This is a genomic window from Pectobacterium punjabense (assembly GCF_012427845.1).
In the GTDB taxonomy this organism is placed as follows: Bacteria; Pseudomonadota; Gammaproteobacteria; order Enterobacterales; family Enterobacteriaceae; genus Pectobacterium; species Pectobacterium punjabense.
Window position 1 is genome coordinate 1,939,556 of sequence record NZ_CP038498.1, and the last position, 18,313, is coordinate 1,957,868.

The following is an 18,313-nucleotide window of genomic DNA, read 5'->3' on the forward strand; positions in this document are numbered from 1 at the left end:
CGCTAGTGCTGGCAGATTTTACTGGCGCTGGTAGTGAACCCAGCATCCTGCGGGATAAACTTTCCGCGTTCAGACAGAAATTGCACCAACATTGACGCCGTCATGTTTTCGGCGGAACAGGTATGAAAACGCGCTGCGCTGCCGAAACGGGTTTCTATGGTGCTAATTAACTGTTCGGTGGTAAATGATTCACCAGACGCGAGCATCATTTGCAAAACTTCATGACCATGAATAGATGACATAGTGTTGTCCTTAAAATGTAAGAAATTGTCCCTATTATGCCTGTTGATAATACCTAGTGCGAGGGATGCGCAGCCTGAATACGGGCTAAAAAGAGCGGTCCACCGACGGTGAATTGCAGGACGAGCGGGAAAAGCCTCGTTATACTATCCTCTCACAATTCAGGGCCTCACGATTTGAGTCAGGCAGTTATTTGAGATAGGTAGTCAGTGTTAATGCGATTGGACAAATTTTTATCCCAACAGTTGGAAATTAGCCGTTCACTGGTGGCGCGTGAGCTCCACGCACAGCGCGTTACCGTCGATGGTGAAGTGGTAAAAAGCGGCGCATTCAAGTTATCCCCGGAGCATAACGTTGAATTTGATGGAAACCCACTGAAACAGCAGAATGGCCCACGTTATTTCATGTTGAATAAGCCTCAAGGCTACGTTTGTTCAACGGACGATCCCGATCATCCGACCATTCTGTATTTTATGGATGTGCCCGTGGCGTACAAACTGCATGCGGCAGGGCGGCTGGATATCGATACCACGGGGTTGGTGCTGTTAACTGACGATGGTCAATGGTCGCATCGTATTACTTCGCCTAAACATGAGTGTGAAAAAACCTATCTGGTGACGCTGGAGCAGCCGCTGGCCGAGGATACTGCCGCACAATTTACGACGGGCGTGCAGTTGCATAGCGAAAAGAATCTCACTAAGCCCGCTACGCTAGAGAAGATAACGGATCACGTCGTGCGGTTGACGATTAGTGAAGGCCGGTATCATCAGGTGAAAAGGATGTTTGCTGCGGTGGGGAATCGCGTTGTGGAACTGCATCGCGAGCGTATTGGCGGCATTTCTCTGGATAGTGAACTGGAACCGGGAGAATACCGCGAATTAAGTGCTGAAGAGGTAGCCAGCGTAAAATAAGCGTATTCAGAACGACCTTCTTTCTTATCTGGAGTTATTAGTGCAATTACGCCGACCTTCTCATCTCGGGCTGATTTTTATTCTTGGCCTGATTTCGATGCTAACGCCGTTAGCTATCGATATGTATTTACCGGCGTTGCCGACCATTGCTAACGAGTTTGGCGTGGGGGATGGGCATGTCCAAATGACGCTCAGCACCTATGTGCTGGGCTTTGCTATTGGTCAGATGTTTTACGGGCCGATGGCGGATAGCCTGGGACGTAAGCCTGTGATTCTCGGTGGCACGCTGGTTTTTGCGTTCGCTGGTGTAGCCTGTGCGCTGGCGCAAACGGTGGAGCAACTGATCTACATGCGTTTCCTGCATGGGGTTTCCGCCGCGGCGTCTGCGGTCGTTATTAATGCGCTGATGCGCGATATGTTCTCGCGGGATGATTTCTCCCGCATGATGTCATTCGTTGTGTTGGTGATGACCGTTGCCCCCTTAATCGCTCCGATTGCCGGTGGGTGGCTGTTGCTGTGGTTTAGCTGGCATTCCATTTTTTGGGCGATCTCTGGCGCGGCTTTTCTCGCATCAGCGCTGATCTTCTTTTTTATCAAAGAAACGTTACCGCCTGCGAAACAGCAGAAATTTCATCTCCGCACCACCATCGGGAATTTTACCATCCTGTTTCGCCACAAGCGGGTATTTAGCTATATGGTGGCGAGTGGGCTGTCGTTTTGCGGCATGTTCTCTTTCCTGAGTGCCGGACCGTTTGTGTATATCAATCTGTATGGCGTTTCTCCTCAGAATTTTGGCTATTACTTTGCCCTGAACGTCGTTTTTCTGTTTGTAGTGACGCTGTTTAACAGCCGTAATGTTCGACGGTTGGGGGCTATGGCGATGTTCCGCACGGGGCTGGTCATTCAGTTTGCGATGGGGATATGGCTGGTGATTGTCTGCCTGTTCGACCTTGGCTTCTTACCGCTAGTGTTTGGTGTCGCGCTGTTTGTTGGCTGCATTGCGATGGTGGCGTCGAACGCGATGGCGGTCATTCTTGATGACTTCCCTCATATGGCAGGGACGGCATCATCGTTGGCTGGCACACTACGCTTTGGTCTTGGCGCGATCGTGGGGGTTATCCTCTCACTGGCTTCATTTAACAGCGCCTGGCCGATGGTGTTATCGATGGCACTTTGTTCTATCGGTGCATTTCTGCTGTATCTGTACGCACACCGTTCCGCTTCGTCCTGATTTTTCCCTTCTCTTCAGGTGCAGGTAAGGTATTCCTGCACCTGAATGTGTTCTTCTATTCTTGGTTTTCCTTCTGACGACGATAGTCTGGCATTCCCTTTTGTTTTGGTAATGTAAAATACTTGACCCAAAAGTGAACAAATAGGCCAAAAAGGGTTGAGATATTAAGTGGAAAAGGTTACATATAGCCGGAAAAGAAGAGCAATTCGTGATCGGTTTGGCATTAATAGCGCTTGCAATCAGGCTTGTGAGCCACTAGCACGATATTTAAAACGTGTATTTGTTGTTTTTTTGTTCATCAAAAGTGGCGGAAAATGGTGTGAACACGCTACTATGATAAATATGTTACTATTTTGTGAATTATTACCTGAGGGAAACAGTAGTGGACGGTTTTCAACTTTCGGTAGTTCATCGTTTGCCGCAAAGTTATCGCTGGTTATCGGGTTTTACAGGTATCAATGTTGAACCGATTCCGCTGAGCGGCAGAGAAGAAGACAATAATCTGATTGGCCTCAAACTCTTGAGCCATGATGGCGATATCGCATGGGAAATTATGCGTCAGTTGAATCACTCCCTGTCTGAAATACAGGTGGAATGCGCCGTTCTGGAATGGGAAGGCGAACCCTGTTTGTTTTTACATCGTACCGATGAAAGTACTGCAATGTGCCGCTTGAAGAATGTCGGTGTTGCTATCGCGGAATCGGTATCGGCACAGTATCCTTTTTGAACCGCAGCGTCAGTAGTGGCGCTGCGGTTTTCTCTCGCTGGTTTCCGCTGTTTTTCTGCCACTCAGGATGAAAACTGTAGCAGCTCCCGCGTGTACTGTTCGGCAGGATGTGTGAACACCTGTTTACATTCGCCCTGTTCGACGACGTTGCCTTGGCGTAACACAATAACCTGATGGCATAGTGAGCGAATAACCTGCAAATCATGACTGATAAACAGGTAGGCAATTTTGTGCTTTTCCTGTAATGATTTCAGCAGTGCCAGAATTTGTGCCTGCACCGTCCTGTCTAGCGACGACGTCGGTTCATCGAGGATCAGCAGTTCCGGTTGCAGTATCAGTGCTCGAGCGATGGCGATGCGCTGACGTTGACCGCCGGAAAATTCCGAGGGATAGCGGTAGCGGGTGGTAGGATCTAGCCCCACTTCCTGCATCACCGTGACTACGCGTTGTTCGCGTGCTTCTTTGCTCAATGTGTGATGGACGGTTAATCCCTCAGCAATGATTTGCTCCACATTCAGCCGCGGGTTCAGCGCGGAATTGGGGTCCTGAAAAACGACCTGAATCCGGTGACGAAAAGGCAGCATTTGCTTACGGGTGAGTCCCTGCAAGGGCTGGCCGTCAAACCAGATATCGCCGCGCGATTGAATCAGGCGCAGCAGCGCTAATCCGGTGGTGCTTTTTCCTGAACCGGATTCTCCCACCAGACCCAGACTTTCACCGCGTCGTAAGGCAAAGGTAATATTGTTAACGACTTGCTTTTCATCAACGGTACGGCGCAAAAGGCCACGTTTGATGGGAAACGAAACATGCAGTTTTTCCACCCGCAGAAGTGGTTCACCGTCATCTTCTATCGCAAGCGGCTCACCCGATGGTTCTGCGTCCAGTAATTGGCGCGTGTAAGGATGCTGAGGCGCGCTGAAAAGCTGCTGACAGCTGTTGTGCTCCACCGCCTGACCTGCTTTCATCACCGAGACATTATCAGCCAACTTACGGACGATATTCAGGTCGTGGGTGATGAAGAATAAACTCATCCCCAGTTCCTGCTTCAGCTCGTTCAGCAATTTCAATATTTGCGCCTGAACGGTAACGTCTAACGCCGTTGTGGGCTCATCGGCAATCAGTAAATCGGGCTGGGTCAGTAGCGCCATCGCTATCATGACGCGTTGGCGTTCCCCGCCGGAAAGCTGGTGCGGGAAATCATTCAACCGGCTTTTCGCCTGACGGATGCCCACGCGATCCAGGCAGGAGATGACCTCGCTGCGGGCTGCCTCGGTGCGCATTCCCCGGTGTAACGCAAGCACTTCGATCAGTTGCTTCTCAACACTTTGCAGGGGGTTAAGCGATACCATCGGTTCCTGAAAGATCATTGCGATCCGATTACCGCGTATTTGACGCAGGGTTTTTTCATCGGCATGTAGCAGTGATTGTCCTGCGAAACGGATATCCCCTTGCGGATAAACCACGGGGGGAGAGGGGAGCAAACGCAAAACCGACAGTGCCGTGACGCTTTTCCCCGAACCTGATTCACCGACCAGCGCCAGCGTCTCACCTGCGTTCACCGACAGTGAAAGCTGGTCGACAACGCGCTGCTCCTGCTCGCCTTTGCGGAAGGCAATGCTGAGATTATCTATCTGCAATAAAGGTGAACTGGACATATTAATGCGCCTTGCTGGGGTCAAAGGCGTCGCGTACCGCTTCGCCGATAAAAATGAGTAAGGAAAGCACGATGGAAAGCACCATAAATACGGTAATACCTAGCCACGGCGCCTGGAGGTTATTTTTTCCTTCCAGCAATAAGGTACCTAGTGATGGTGAACCCATCGGCAGACCAAAACCGAGAAAATCCAGTGACGTCAGTGTGGTAATCGATCCGCAGAGAATAAAGGGAAGGTAGGTCAGCGTCGCGACCATCGCATTTGGCAGCATGCAGCGGAACATAATGGCGCGGTCGCTGACGCCCATTGCCTGCGCGGCGCGAATATAGTCAAAGTTTCGCGTACGTAGAAACTCTGCTCTTACTACACCAACCAGACTCATCCAGCCGAATAGTACGGTAATGCCTAATAGCCACCAGAAGTCCGGTTGGATAACGCTGGACAGTAGGATGATGAGAAACAGCGTCGGCATGCCGGACCAGACTTCGATAAAGCGCTGGCCCCATAGGTCGAGGCGTCCGCCGTAATACCCCTGTGTTGCCCCGACAATAATGCCAATCACGCTGGACAGGATCGTCAGCGCCAGGCCGAACAGCAGTGAAATGCGGAAGCCATACAGTACCTGTGCGACCACGTCTTTACCCTGACTGTCTGTTCCCAGCCAGTTCTGCCACGAGGGGGCGGACGGGAAAGAGGCGGTAGTCGCGTAGTTTATGGTGTCGTAGCTGTAGCGAATCAGTGGCCAGATGGCCCAACCGTGGTTGCTGATACGCTCTGCGATATAAGGATCGCGGAAATCAGCGGTGGTATCTAACTGCCCACCGAATGTTCTCTCGCTGTGGTCAATGAGCACTGGCGTATAGAGCTGGCCGTCATATTTCGCCAGCAGCGGTTTATCATTGGCGATCAGTTCGGAAAACAAACTGAGAATAAACAGCACCATGAAAATCCACAGCGACCAGTAACCACGACGATTACTTTTAAAACGCGCCCAGCGCGCCTGATTAATCGGGCTTAAGCGGCTCATTGGCGTCCCTCAAAATCGATACGCGGGTCCACCAGCGTATAGGTTATGTCGCTGATGATATTCAGTAATAAGCCGATCAGCGTGAAGATATACAGCGTGCCGAACATGACGGGATAATCACGTTGCAGCGTTGCGTCATAGCCCAACAGACCCAACCCGTTGAGAGAGAACATCACCTCAATCAACAGTGAGCCGGTGAAAAACATGCTGATAAAGGTGGCAGGGAAGCCTGCAATCACCAGCAGCATGGCATTACGGAATACGTGGCGGTAGAGAATGCTCTTTTCATCCAGCCCTTTAGCGCGCGCGGTAACAACGTACTGCTTACGAATCTCATCCATAAAGGAGTTCTTGGTGAGCATCGTTAGCGTGGCGAAACCGCCAATCACGGAAGCCAGAACCGGTAGCGCGATATGCCACAAATAGTCAGTAATCTTGCTATACCACGGCAAGGTATCAAAATTGCTGGAGACCAATCCTCGAAGTGGGAACCAGTCCAGATAACTGCCGCCTGCGAACAGCACAATCAAAATGATTGCAAACAAAAATGCCGGAATCGCATAGCCAATAATGATGAGCGTGCTGCTCCAGGTATCGAACGGTGTCCCGTTCTTCACCGCCTTTTTGATGCCAAGTGGAATGGAAATCAGATAGACGATCAGCGTACTCCACAGTCCCAGCGTAATCGAAACCGGCATGCTCTCCTTGATGAGCTGCATCACCGAAGAGCCGCGGAACAGGCTGTCACCGAAGTCAAAACGAACATAGTCCCACAGCAGTTTAAAATAGCGTTCATGGATCGGTTTATCGAAGCCATAGCGTTTGGTGATTTCCTCGATGACTTCTGGGTCAAGCCCGCGAGAGCCTCTATAAACGTTCTCGATATTGGGGGCACCGCCGGTGCCAGCGCGTGCCATGCCGGCATCCATTCCACTATTGGCGGTATAGCCACTGCCATGCCCCATTTCGATCGCGGCGATGGCCTGATCGACCGGACCACCGGGGGCAATTTGTACAATGAAGAAGTTAATCGTAATAATCGCCCATAGGGTTGGGATGACCAGCAAGAGGCGGCGTAACAGATACGTTCCCATTTTGATTCCTTAACGTCGCTCTGCGGGCAGCGTGGCTGCCTGTTTGGTATCGAACCACCAGCCATCAAAACCCAGCGAATAGGCTGGGCGTACCGCAGGCATGGCAAATTTGTTCCAATAGGCGAAGCGGTCATGGTTGGAATACCACATCGGAATCATAAACTGATTCCAGGTTAATACCCTGTCCAGTGCACGGCCTAATGATAGCAGGGGGACTTTTTGCCCTTGATGCTTAACGATGTTTTCAATGAGCGAATCAATCGCGGGATCGCTAACGCCAGGTCTGTTGTAGGTTGAATTGATGTACTGTGAGCTCCAATACACTTGCAGATTGTCATTGGGGTAGAGGGACGCAGGGTACACCATAGCCGTCATGTCGAAATCTCGCTTGCGGATACGATTATTGAACTGCGTACTGTCGATGTTGCGCACGTTCATGGTAATGCCCAGTTTTTTCAGACTTTGCTGGAAAGGCAGGACATACTGCGAGTTACCTGCACTGGGTAGCAACAGTTCAAACGTAAATGGCCTTCCAGTTTGGCGATTGACCAGCTTTTGATCTTTCAATTCCCAACCGGCTTCTTCCAGTAGTTTGAGCGCCTTAAGCCAGTTTTGTCGGTCATAGCCGCTGCCATCGGAGGAGGGCGGTTGATAGCTGGGGCCGAAGACTTCTGCGGGCACTTTGTCTTTGAGTGGCGTCAGCCAGGCCAATTCCTCGGTGCCAGGTTCACCTTTAGCGGCATATTCGGTGTTTTGGAAATAACTGTCGGTCCGCTGATAGGTGTTGTAATACAGCGCCTTGTTCATCCAATTGAAATCAAATGCCAGCGCTAATGCCTGACGTACACGGCGATCCTGAAACAGCGGTCGCTGGATATTGAATGTCAGCCAGCGCGTATCCTGAGCGGATTGATTGGCCTGATCCTGTTTGATGATATAGCCACGCGCAAAATTGCCGCCTTGATATTGGGCTGCCCAGTTTTTTGGCGATCCTTCCTCACGCAGATCGAAGGCACCCGCTTTAAAGGCCTCCAGCGCGACGCTGTCATCCAAATAATAGTCGTAGCGAATTTTATCGAAATTGTACTGGCCTTTATTGACCGGTAGATCGGCACCCCAGTAGTCTTTTACGCGTGAATAGGTGACATATTGTCCGGTACGATAGGCGGTGATGCGGTAAGGACCACTAGCCGGAGGCGGATATGAGAGTGGTTCGTTGAATTTGTGATGCTTCCAGAACTTCTCCGGCATGATGGGGAGCGTCAGCAGACTGAACATGCGGTTTTTGTCGGGCACGGGGAAATCGAAGCGTACGGTCAGCGGTGCAACGGCCTTGGCGGTAACATCTTTAAAATAGATGCGAAATTGCGGCACGCCCTGCGTCATAAACATGTTGTAGGTGAACGCGACGTCAGCGGCGGTGATCGGTGAGCCGTCATGAAAGCGGGCTTTGGGGTTCATCTCGATTTCAATCCAGCGAAAATCCGCCGAATGGCGCGTCGTTAGGGCGACCAGCGGATAATAACTGCCGGGCTCGTCATCAGAAGACGTAAAGAGCGAATCGTAGAGTCGTTCCGTACGTGCTGCCGCCACGCCGCGTAGCGCGAAACGGTTGAAATTATCAAAGGTACCTAGCGCACTGAGAGTAATGCTGCCGCCTTTGGGGGCATCAGGATTGACATAATCAAAATGGCTGAAACTCTCGCCATATTTGGGTTCACCCAAAAGTGCGAAGCGGGTGCTGTTTTCAATCGTTTCGGCATGCAGCCCAAAATGGGCTGTGCAAAGCAATACGGCAGCGATAACGCGTTTTAACATCTGACGGCAATCTCCTGCGAGTGGACGTTATCTGATTGGGCATCTGATGTAGATATGCCATATCGTAATGTCGATGATGCCAATTTTATCGGCATAAAGTTCTTGAAATAATTAACATTCCCATTGGGACGTTGCGTGTTTTCTTTTTATCATGAAATCAGGTAATAAACCTACCTTAATCACGACTCGTTAATGTTTCAGGTTGTTGAGTCAGTCATATTTTGTGCAGTATGCCGAAGGGGGCGGGGTGATATACTAGGGGGTGGGGATAAAAAAACGCCGCTTAGATGCTAAGCGGCGTTAGTGTCGTCTCGTTTCGTTGGCTAATAACAGCACAATACCACAGCAAGGGACAGGTATTGTTTAGCTGGTTTTTCCTTTACTCAGAACACGGCGTCCTTCTTGATAACGCTTATTCCAGTAGTCTTCCGTCATTTTGGAGATGATGACGCCACTGCTGGTGGAGGCGTGGACGAACTGATCGTTGCCGAGATAAATGCCAACGTGGCGTCCGGTTGAACCCGCACGGAACAGAACAAGATCGCCAACACGCAGTTTGTTGCGCTGAATTTGCTGGCCCATTTCTTGTTGTTCATAAGTTGAACGCGGTAGATCCATACCAAACTGTTCGCGGAAAGTGCGCTGAACGAAAGCTGAGCAGTCAATGCCACGGCGACTATCACCACCTAAACGGTAACGGACACCTTTCCAACTGGCATATTGGTTAAGTAATTTGGACTTGATGTCCACGTTACGAACCAGTGCTTCAAATTCATCCTGAGAGGCTTGCAGTAAAAGACCATCTTTATCATTAACTGCATGCATATCAGTTTGAGCTTTATGGTTGTATGCACTATTACTTCCACATGCGGAGAGCATCATTGCTACCGCGACGGCAGGCACTGCCCGCCAGATATATCTCAGAATCGGTTGAGACTTGACCATTATTGTTATGTTCCCTTGCTGTCCTTAACGATAAAAATCGCTATGTAGTATCCCCATTTCTCAGGGGTATAAATGCCAAACGAAAACGAGACTCAGACTAAATCAGAGTTTCTTCTTAGCCAAACACTCATCAGCGAAAGTGTGCCAGAATGCACATTATTTCTCTTGCTGCGGGTAGTTCAGTGTGCGCTAAAAAGCAAACTTGAACGAGACTACCGCAACAGCAGGAGGATTGCGAGAAGTTTTAACTAATTTATTTATAAGATTTAATGATGTATTCAGCTAAAAAATGTCGATGTAAAAAATCTGAAATCATCTGAATTTATACTGTCGATTTTTTAGGTAATAGCCGGTTTAACAGGGCAATAGCCGCATCGCTTGCTGGCGTTAATAACCACCAACTTAGTCCAACCAGAACAACCGAGAGCGAACCAACAGCAATATCGGTAAACCAATGTGCACCGATCATGATGCGAGGTAATGAAAAAACCACCATGATGGTCAGGCCGATAGCGAAAGCGGTGCGGGTAAAATAGCGCAGCATAAAGGCAGCAAAGATCATCAACATCATACCGTGGTCGCCGGGGAAACTGTCCGATGAAGCGTCTTTGGTCGGAATGCCCGTTAAGTCTGAAACGCGGTTGATGTCGCTAAAATAGAGCGTCGGGCTGGCATGTTGAACAGGGAGCAGATGTCCTGCCTGATTCAGTACCACGGCGGTTAACAGCATGATGAAGCCGATGATCAACAAACGGCGACGTTCAGCGGGCGTGGCTTTCACATAAAACGATAAATACAGCAATCCCATCGCAATGAGTGCACAGCCATCAAAGGCGCGATTATTGGTAATAGCAACCAAATGTAAAAATGTCGGGCTATCAACCAAAAGACGGTTGAAATAGAAAAATATATGGCTGTCGAGCGTGAGCCAAAAACCATGGTTTTCTGGTAAATACCAGGATAAAAACAGACTGATGCCCAACACGTTGAGCACTAAAATAGAAGAAAAACGGGCAAATGACATAAGGCAAAGCATCCAAACAAAGACGAAAAAACTCCAGTTTAGTCCACGTTAGCTAAACGAGCCTTTAACAGTGAGGCTTGTAACGTATTCCATTCTGCTGGTGTTTCATTGATGATTTCGATTCGGCTATCAATCGGTGCCGTCGATCGGGTTTCTATATGAAGGTCGTGTCCCTGACGGTTGACGACGAGCGTCCCTTCTTTTATACGCATTACCCCTTTAACCCGGCTCACGGGGGAAAGACGAACCCAGTCCAGCAGGGCGGCGGTGTCAAAAGCGGTTTCAGATTCGAATATCCAACCGCAGGCGTGATAACCCTGTCCCTGATTGAGAGAACGCCGCCAGGATTGACCCTCTGGTAGCTTCAGCGCGGCCAAACCATTTGTGGGCTTATGCGCATGGTGGTGGGTGCCATCAGGCAGTTCGCGCAAGTTGTGTCGCGCTTGATCGAGCTGCTGCCGGTCAACGTTTCCCTGGCTCACTTCGATAACGTGTCGACCATCGCCACTTGCCTGTTGCCACTGCTGTAATGCTGCCAGATCGTCGGCGGTATAAGTGTCACGCTTGTTAGCGATAATCATGTCAGCGGCAGCGAGCTGATCGCGAAAATTTTCATTTTCCGTGTAGCGCGTGTCGCGTAATTGACGCGCATCCAGCAGACACAGCGTAGCCTGCAACGTCAGCCAGGGCTGATAGATATCACTCGTCAGCAAGGAGAGAATTTGTTTCGGATGACCAAGCCCGGTGGGTTCGATAAGCAGCCGATGAGGTTTTTTCTGTTGCAGCAGCATATTCAGGCCAACTTGCATCGGCAAACCATTTACGCAGCACATACAGCCACCGGGAATCTCTTTCAGAACCGCACCGCTATCTGCCAGTAGTGCACCGTCAATACCGACTTCGCCGAATTCATTGACCAGTACTGCCCAGACTTCGTCTTCAGGCTTTTGCGACAGAAGATGACGAATCGTGGTCGTTTTTCCACTACCGAGAAACCCGGTAATCAAATTGACTTTCGTTAGCATGGCAGGCTCCTATGCGGGGGAGAGTTGACGTGTGCCGGATAGATCATCCGGCGACAAGTATTGTGCGGGAAGCACAAGGTAGAATGTTAGTCAGCGCGACCCATATAGCGACGTTCTGGAATGTGAATACGGATTTTTTCACCCGCGCTCAGGTATTCTGGAACAGGGATGACCAAGCCGGTACTCATGGTGGCGGGTTTGTTGCGTGAGCTGGCGGAGGCGCCTTTAATGCCTGGTGCCGTCTCGATGATTTCCAGATCTACCGTTTGTGGCAGTTCCAGTGCAATGATTTGACCATCCCAGCTCAATACCTGAATCCCCGGCATACCGCCTTCAGGGATAAACAGCAGTTCTTCTTCTATTTGATCTTTCTTGAAGAGGTAAGGGGTGTAGTCTTCATCATCCATAAAGACGTATTCGTCACCGTCGATATAAGAGAAGGTCACCGTGCGGCGTGTCAGCGTGATGGTGTCGATAATATCATCGCCTTTAAAACGTTCTTCCACTTTCAAACCCGTGCGGACGTCAGAAAAACGCATTTTATACAATGTACTGGCACCGCGGGCGCTGGGACTCTGGACGTCGATGTCCTTCACCAGCAATAACTTGTCGTTATAGTTAACGACCATACCGCGTTTGATTTCGTTCGCTCTTGCCATAAAAATTACCTGCTATAAGGAGTGTGATTTTTGTGGCGACACGTTACTCGCGCCGAAGAGTTCAGGCAAGTATATACTCGTCATCCTTCAAATTTCATGTACGTTGGCTACGTTCACTCACCCGAATCACTTACTTGTGTAAGCTCATCGGGATGAAATGAGAGACATCCTGTCTCTCACCGAAGGCCAGCCGTTGGCTGGTCAAATTCGTTCCTGACGAATTTGTCCTTCACTTGCCGCCTGCCTGAAATTCGAATTATTTAGAGTATAAGGAAAAAAGGACTGATATTGGTTTTTTGCTATCAGGCTGCTATTGTGGCGAGCTCTATCCCTTGTCAGCCCACCGGAGAGCTTGCTGATGGACTGTCGCCCCCATTGCGGTGCCTGTTGTACCGCGCCATCGATTTCAACACCCATGCCGGGGCTGCCGCAGGGCAAGCCAGCCAACACGCCCTGTATTCATCTCGATGAGGCGATGCGTTGCGGATTGTTTCATTCACCGCTGCGACCCGCGGTTTGCGCAGGGCTAAAACCGCGGGTAGATATGTGTTTCAGCCATCGCGATGAGGCCATGATTTACCTGCTCAGGCTGGAAGCCGATACCGCACCCTAACTTGTGGTGGTCAGACATCCTTGATGCGCCACATACAATAGATAGAGCCGACGATCATCAGCAGTGCGAAGAAGAACACGGCATGATAGCTCCAGATTTCAGCAACGATCCCGGCCAGCGAACCGGAGATGATCCAGCCAACGCGCGTGGTATTGGTAAACAGCGTCGTCGCCGCACCGGCCTGTCCAGGCATTAAATCCTGAAAATAGAGCATACCGATTCCGGCCAAAATACCGATGAAAACGGCGTTCAGCACCTGCAATGCCAGCAGCGCGATTTCACCATTCAGAAACAGTAGGCCGCCGAAGAACAGTAAACCTGAGGCGACGGCAAGCCGCATCAGGAATCGCTTTCCGAAGCGTTTGGCAACGTAGCCTGCAATCAGCATCACCGGAATTTCCAGACCAGCGGCAACGCCCATCATGATACCCGCCAGCTTTTCCGGTAGATGCAGTTCATGCACCAGATACAGTGGCATATTAATGAGGTAAATCCCGTTGCAGGTCCACATCAAGGTGCATGCAACGAACAACAAGAGCGTGTCGCGGCGGTTGCGACGCGGTGATTCCAGCGTGGAGGTGGTTTTTTCCACCGCTTTGGGCATGGAGGGCAAAAAGAATTTGACCAGAATACCGCACAAGACAAAGACAACGGCGGCAGTCAGATACATCGTCGTGAAGCCGAATCCGAGTGCCAGCGCAAAGGCGATAGGCGGGCCAACAACCCAGGCGAGCGAAATTTGGGCGCGAAGGATTGAGCTAAACATCGCTGCTTCACGACCGGTTTTATCCGCGTGCTCGCGCGCCAGCGCAAAAAGTTGCGGGTTTGCCGTCGATCCAAAACTGCTCAATAAGACGCCGATAAAGAGCAGAATAAAGTAGTTACGGTTCCACGCAAACAGCATGCAGGCCAGAGCCCCCAGTAGGCAGCAGACGAAGATCAGCGATTTGCGATCGCCTTGACGATCCGAGCGCGTTGCCAGTATTTGGCTGACGATAATGCCGATAACCGCACTACCGGTATAAAACATGCCAACAAGGAAAGGACGTGCCTGTACTTCACTGGAAAGAAAAAGGCTGAGCGTGGGAAGTTGCAGAGCTCCGGCCGTTCCAGTCAGAAAGGCGATAACCAAAAATGCTGACGATGTCAGGTCAAGCGGACGTCGTGTAGTGTTTGCAGGAGTGAACATAAATTGATAGCGCTTGGAAAATAGGCAGAGACTGTCGAGCGCGACAGTCTACTCGCGTTTATAATGAAACCGAAATCTTGTTTCATTATTTTTCTTCAGCACGGCTTCAGCCATTTAATGATTTTTATTGGCAGGCAGCGCGCCATCCACGTTAAAATGTGCGTTATGTCAAAATTTTGTTACGTCAGCAGCGTAGAAAGCTTGCATAAATGTCGTAATAGAATGAGACTTTTGAAACGTTTCAGCGGAATTTTTTTTGAAACGCCCTAATAATCGACACATTTTTTTCTCATAAAAGCTGAAACGATTCAACTTTCAGCAAGAGAGGAGAGCCATGTTCCAGTTGTCACAGCAAGATATTCATTTGGGTGCAGCGGCCAGTAACAAGCAGGAAGCTATCCAGCTTGTTGCTTCAGCACTGACTGATGCCGGGTGCGTTAACGCAGGGTATGTCGACGGCATGCTACAGCGTGAACAGCAAACATCGACCTATTTGGGAAGCGGCATTGCTATCCCGCACGGCACCACTGATACCCGCGATCTGGTATTGAAGACCGGGGTTCAAGTATTCCAGTTTCCTCAGGGTATTGCCTGGGGTGAAGATCAAACCGCCTATGTGGTGTTGGGTATTGCGGCTCGCTCTGATGAACATCTGGCGTTGCTGCGCCAATTGACTCACGTCCTGAGCGACGACCGCGTAGCGGCACGTCTGGCAAGCACCACATCAGCAGAAGAACTGCGTAGCCTGCTGATGGGTGAGCAGCAGTTGGCGGAGTTCCGCTTTGACACCTCGCTGATTGCGCTGGATGTGGCGACCGATAATCTGTTGACGCTTCAGGCGCTGAACGCCGGTCGCCTTCAGCAGGTTGGTGCCGCAGACGCCAGTTTTGTCAGCACTACCGTCAGCAATAAACCGCTGAATCTGGGACAAGGTGTGTGGTTCAGCGATAGCGCTGTCGGTAACCTCAGCAGCGCGGCTGCGGTGGCACGTCCGGCTGCGCCTTTCAGCGTTGACGGTGAAAACGTGGCTTTGTTGGTCACGGTTGCGGCGGCTGACGATCAGGCTTTTGCGCCTATCGATTACCTGAGCAACTTGCTGATTGCGCAAAAAGCGGAACGTCTGCTGACGGCTGATGCCCCGACGCTGCTGGCACTTTTGACCAGCGACGTACCGGAAGAAAGCGAAGTGCTGACGGCCGAATTTACCATTCGTAACGAACACGGTCTGCACGCTCGTCCGGGCACCATGCTGGTGAACGTGATCAAACAGTTCACCAGTGAGATTACGGTGACCAATCTGGATGGCACAGGCAAACCGGCAAATGGCCGTAGCCTGATGAAGGTGGTCGCGCTGGGCGTGAAAAAAGGTCACAAACTGCGTTTCACCGCCAGCGGTAACGATGCGGAGCAAGCACTGGCCGCTATCGGCGACGCGATTACGTCCGGTTTGGGCGAGGGGGCAGCATGAGCAGGAGAGTAGCCACAATCACCCTGAATCCAGCTTACGATCTGGTTGGCTATTGCCCAGAAGTTGAGAAAGGCGAAGTCAATTTGGTTCAGACAGCGGGTCTGCACGCCGCAGGTAAAGGTATCAACGTTGCCAAGGTGCTGAAAGATCTCGGGATTGATGTCACGGTAGGTGGCTTTCTGGGTAAAGACAATCAGGATGGTTTTCAGCAATTGTTCAGTGAGCTGGGCATTGCCAACCGTTTCCAGGTTGTGCCAGGACGTACGCGTATTAATGTCAAATTAACCGAAAAAGATGGCGACGTAACCGACTTCAACTTTTCCGGTTTTGAAGTGACACAGCAAGACTGGCAGCGTTTCGTCAATGATTCGCTGAGCTGGCTGGGACAGTTCGACATGGTCGCGGTGAGCGGCAGTTTACCTGCTGGCGTCGATCCTGATGCATTTACCGACTGGATGTCTCGCCTGCGCACGCAGTGTCCTTGCATTATTTTCGACAGCAGCCGTGAAGCGCTGGTGGCGGGACTGAAGGCCTCTCCTTGGTTGGTGAAACCAAACCGCCGGGAGCTGGAAATATGGGCTGGGCGTAAATTACCTACGCTGGCTGATGTGGTGGATGCCGCTCACGCGCTGCGTGAACAGGGTATCGCGCACGTTGTGATCTCACTGGGCGCGGAAGGTGCACTGTGGGTGAATGCATCTGGCGCGTGGCGGGCCTTACCACCAGCCTGTGATGTGGTAAGTACGGTAGGGGCGGGCGACTCCATGGTTGGGGGGTTGATTTATGGCTTATTAATGCGTGAGTCCAGTGAGCACACTCTGCGTTTGGCTACGGCGGTTTCGGCTCTGGCCGTCAGCCAAAGTAATGTAGGTATTACCGATCGTCCTCAGTTGGCCGCGATGATGGCGCGTGTCGACCTGAAACCCTTTAACTGATACAGCAGGAGACAAACAATGAAAACGCTGCTGATTTTGGATAAATCACTGGGCCTGGCGAGAAGCCAACTGGTGAAGAACCTACTCGGCGCTGCCGCTGCGAAAGCAGGGGTGACGTTTACAGAACACGCTAACGACGCACAACTGGCGATCGTTCTGGGTGCATCCGCTGCGGCGGACAGTGCTCTGAATGGCAAGCAGGTTTATGTCGGTGATATCGAACTGGCTGTTTCGCAGCCGGAGGCCTTTTTAGCGAAAGCACAGGCTGAAGCCACGGTCTATCAGGCCGCTGCGTCAGCTCCTGTTCAGCAGCCAGCAACTGCCAAGCGTATTGTGGCGATAACGGCGTGCCCGACGGGCGTTGCGCACACGTTTATGGCGGCAGAAGCGATTGAAAGCGAAGCCAAAAAACGCGGCTGGTGGGTTAAAGTGGAAACGCGTGGCTCTGTTGGCGCAGGTAACGCGATTACCCCAGAAGAAGTGGAGCAGGCCGATCTGGTGATTGTTGCCGCTGATATTGAAGTCGATCTGGCGAAGTTTGCTGGTAAGAAGATGTATCGCACCTCGACGGGGCTGGCACTGAAAAAGACGGCGCAAGAGTTAGACAAGGCGCAGGCTGAAGCCAAAGTGTATCAGCCATCCGGGCAAGCAAGCGCGGCAAGCGCGAGCGAGTCTGGTCAGAAAGGCGGGGCAGGCCCGTATCGTCACCTGTTGACCGGCGTGTCTTACATGCTGCCGATGGTGGTAGCGGGTGGTTTGTGTATCGCACTGTCGTTTGTCTTTGGTATTGAAGCGTTTAAACAGGAAGGTACGCTGGCAGCGGCGCTGATGAAGATCGGCGGCGGTTCTGCCTTTGCGCTGATGGTACCGGTGCTGGCGGGTTATATCGCTTTCTCCATTGCGGATCGTCCGGGGTTAACGCCGGGTCTGGTTGGCGGGATGTTGGCTGTCAGTACAGGTGCGGGCTTCCTTGGCGGGATTATTGCCGGTTTCCTGGCGGGTTATATTGCCAGAGCGATCAACAATAAACTGATTCTGCCGCAAAGTTTGACGGCGCTAAAACCGATCCTGATCATTCCGCTGTTTGCTACGTTGATCACCGGCCTTATCATGATTTACGTTGTTGGTACGCCAGTGGCGAAAATCCTGACTGGCCTGACAGGCTGGCTGCAATCCATGGGCACGGCGAATGCGGTGATTCTGGGTGCAATTCTGGGCGCGATGATGTGTACGGATATGGGCGGCCCGGTTAACAAAGTTGCTTATGTGTTCGGTACCACCTTGCTCAGTAGCCAGATTTACGCGCCGATGGCCGCCGTCATGGCTGCGGGTATGGTGCCACCGCTGGCGATGGGTCTGGCAACCGTACTGGCAAGTAAGAAATTTAACCCGACCGAGCGTGAAGGGGGCAAAGCGGCCTTTGTACTGGGCCTGTGCTTTATCTCCGAAGGGGCAATTCCTTACGCGGCGCGTGATCCGATGCGCGTTCTTCCTTGCTGCATCATCGGTGGGGCACTGACTGGTGCATTGTCAATGGCGGTTGGGGCTAAGTTAATGGCACCACACGGCGGTTTGTTCGTGCTGTTGATTCCTGGCGCGATTACCCCGGTTATCGGCTACCTGTTAGCGATCATTGCGGGTACTGTCGTCGCAGGCGTGCTGTACGCACTGCTGAAACGCTCTGATGAACAACTGGCGAAAGTTGCGTAAGTTTGAGCATCGTCGTGAATCAAAAGTAATGGCATAACACAA

At 51.3% G+C, this 18,313-nt stretch carries 17 protein-coding genes; 7 read left to right on the top strand and 10 right to left on the bottom strand.

Translation table 11 applies throughout. From position 1 onward, the window contains the following. Positions 1-2: 2 nt before the first annotated feature. Entirely contained in the window at positions 3-242 is a 240-nt protein-coding gene (locus E2566_RS08725; protein ID WP_107170059.1) for a YecH family metal-binding protein, read from the bottom strand. Between the two features lie 213 nt (positions 243-455). On the opposite strand from E2566_RS08725, the gene rsuA reads away from it, so the two are divergent. From rsuA to E2566_RS08740, 3 genes are all read left to right on the top strand, one after another. Next, positions 456-1,151: a 16S rRNA pseudouridine(516) synthase RsuA gene (rsuA, locus tag E2566_RS08730; protein ID WP_107170060.1), complete on the top strand. Its 696-nt coding sequence runs from the start codon at positions 456-458 to the stop codon at positions 1,149-1,151. Positions 1,152-1,191: 40 nt separating this feature from the next. Continuing rightward, positions 1,192-2,382, top strand: a complete 1,191-nt coding sequence (locus E2566_RS08735) for a Bcr/CflA family multidrug efflux MFS transporter (protein ID WP_107170061.1) — start codon at positions 1,192-1,194, stop codon at positions 2,380-2,382. Between the two features lie 382 nt (positions 2,383-2,764). Continuing rightward, positions 2,765-3,109 carry a YejG family protein gene (locus E2566_RS08740; protein WP_107170062.1) on the top strand — a complete coding sequence of 115 codons (345 nt, stop codon included), beginning with the start codon at positions 2,765-2,767 and terminating at the stop codon, positions 3,107-3,109. Positions 3,110-3,171: 62 nt separating this feature from the next. Here E2566_RS08740 and yejF read toward each other — a convergent pair whose 3' ends face one another. The 8 genes from yejF to yeiP all read right to left on the bottom strand — a co-directional run bounded on the left by yejF (position 3,172) and on the right by yeiP (position 12,356). Next, positions 3,172-4,764 carry a microcin C ABC transporter ATP-binding protein YejF gene (gene yejF, locus E2566_RS08745; RefSeq protein ID WP_107170063.1) on the bottom strand — a complete coding sequence of 531 codons (1,593 nt, stop codon included), beginning with the start codon at positions 4,762-4,764 and terminating at the stop codon, positions 3,172-3,174. Between the two features lies 1 nt (position 4,765). Further along, entirely contained in the window at positions 4,766-5,791 is a 1,026-nt protein-coding gene (locus tag E2566_RS08750) for an ABC transporter permease (RefSeq protein WP_107170064.1), read from the bottom strand. Next, positions 5,788-6,885, bottom strand: coding sequence for a microcin C ABC transporter permease YejB (locus tag E2566_RS08755; protein WP_107170065.1), 1,098 nt, complete (start codon positions 6,883-6,885; stop codon positions 5,788-5,790). Before E2566_RS08755 ends, E2566_RS08750 begins: the two co-directional genes overlap by 4 nt. Before the next feature lie 9 nt (positions 6,886-6,894). Then, positions 6,895-8,703 carry an extracellular solute-binding protein gene (locus E2566_RS08760; protein WP_107170066.1) on the bottom strand — a complete coding sequence of 603 codons (1,809 nt, stop codon included), beginning with the start codon at positions 8,701-8,703 and terminating at the stop codon, positions 6,895-6,897. 363 nt (positions 8,704-9,066) lie between these two features. Next, positions 9,067-9,648, bottom strand: a complete 582-nt coding sequence (mepS, locus tag E2566_RS08765; protein WP_005967268.1) for a bifunctional murein DD-endopeptidase/murein LD-carboxypeptidase — start codon at positions 9,646-9,648, stop codon at positions 9,067-9,069. A gap of 322 nt (positions 9,649-9,970) precedes the next feature. Continuing rightward, positions 9,971-10,672, bottom strand: coding sequence for a phosphatase PAP2 family protein (locus tag E2566_RS08770; protein WP_107170067.1), 702 nt, complete (start codon positions 10,670-10,672; stop codon positions 9,971-9,973). 38 nt (positions 10,673-10,710) lie between these two features. Continuing rightward, a complete protein-coding gene (locus E2566_RS08775; RefSeq protein ID WP_107170068.1) occupies positions 10,711-11,697 on the bottom strand; it encodes a CobW family GTP-binding protein in 987 nt (328 codons plus the stop codon). Positions 11,698-11,783: 86 nt separating this feature from the next. After that, entirely contained in the window at positions 11,784-12,356 is a 573-nt protein-coding gene (gene yeiP / locus E2566_RS08780) for an elongation factor P-like protein YeiP (RefSeq protein WP_039300896.1), read from the bottom strand. A 358-nt stretch (positions 12,357-12,714) separates the two neighbouring features. Between yeiP and E2566_RS08785 the strand changes: the two genes are divergently transcribed. Then, positions 12,715-12,969, top strand: a complete 255-nt coding sequence (locus tag E2566_RS08785; protein ID WP_107169814.1) for a YkgJ family cysteine cluster protein — start codon at positions 12,715-12,717, stop codon at positions 12,967-12,969. A gap of 10 nt (positions 12,970-12,979) precedes the next feature. Here the strand turns inward: E2566_RS08785 and setB are convergent, their stop codons facing one another. Continuing rightward, the gene (gene setB, locus E2566_RS08790; RefSeq protein ID WP_107169813.1) at positions 12,980-14,158 is read right to left on the bottom strand and encodes a sugar efflux transporter SetB; all 1,179 of its coding nucleotides are present in this window, start codon (positions 14,156-14,158) and stop codon (positions 12,980-12,982) included. A gap of 334 nt (positions 14,159-14,492) precedes the next feature. Here setB and fruB point away from each other — a divergent pair, with 334 nt between their 5' ends. Genes fruB through fruA form a run of 3 tightly spaced genes read left to right on the top strand, consistent with a single transcriptional unit; the run spans position 14,493 to position 18,271 of the window. Beyond that, entirely contained in the window at positions 14,493-15,626 is a 1,134-nt protein-coding gene (fruB, locus tag E2566_RS08795; protein WP_107169812.1) for a fused PTS fructose transporter subunit IIA/HPr protein, read from the top strand. Next, a complete protein-coding gene (fruK, locus tag E2566_RS08800) occupies positions 15,623-16,561 on the top strand; it encodes a 1-phosphofructokinase (protein WP_014699594.1) in 939 nt (312 codons plus the stop codon). The genes fruB and fruK overlap by 4 nt, the downstream gene beginning before the upstream one ends. Positions 16,562-16,579: 18 nt before the next feature. Continuing rightward, a complete protein-coding gene (gene fruA / locus E2566_RS08805; protein WP_107169811.1) occupies positions 16,580-18,271 on the top strand; it encodes a PTS fructose transporter subunit IIBC in 1,692 nt (563 codons plus the stop codon). Positions 18,272-18,313: the final 42 nt, after the last annotated feature.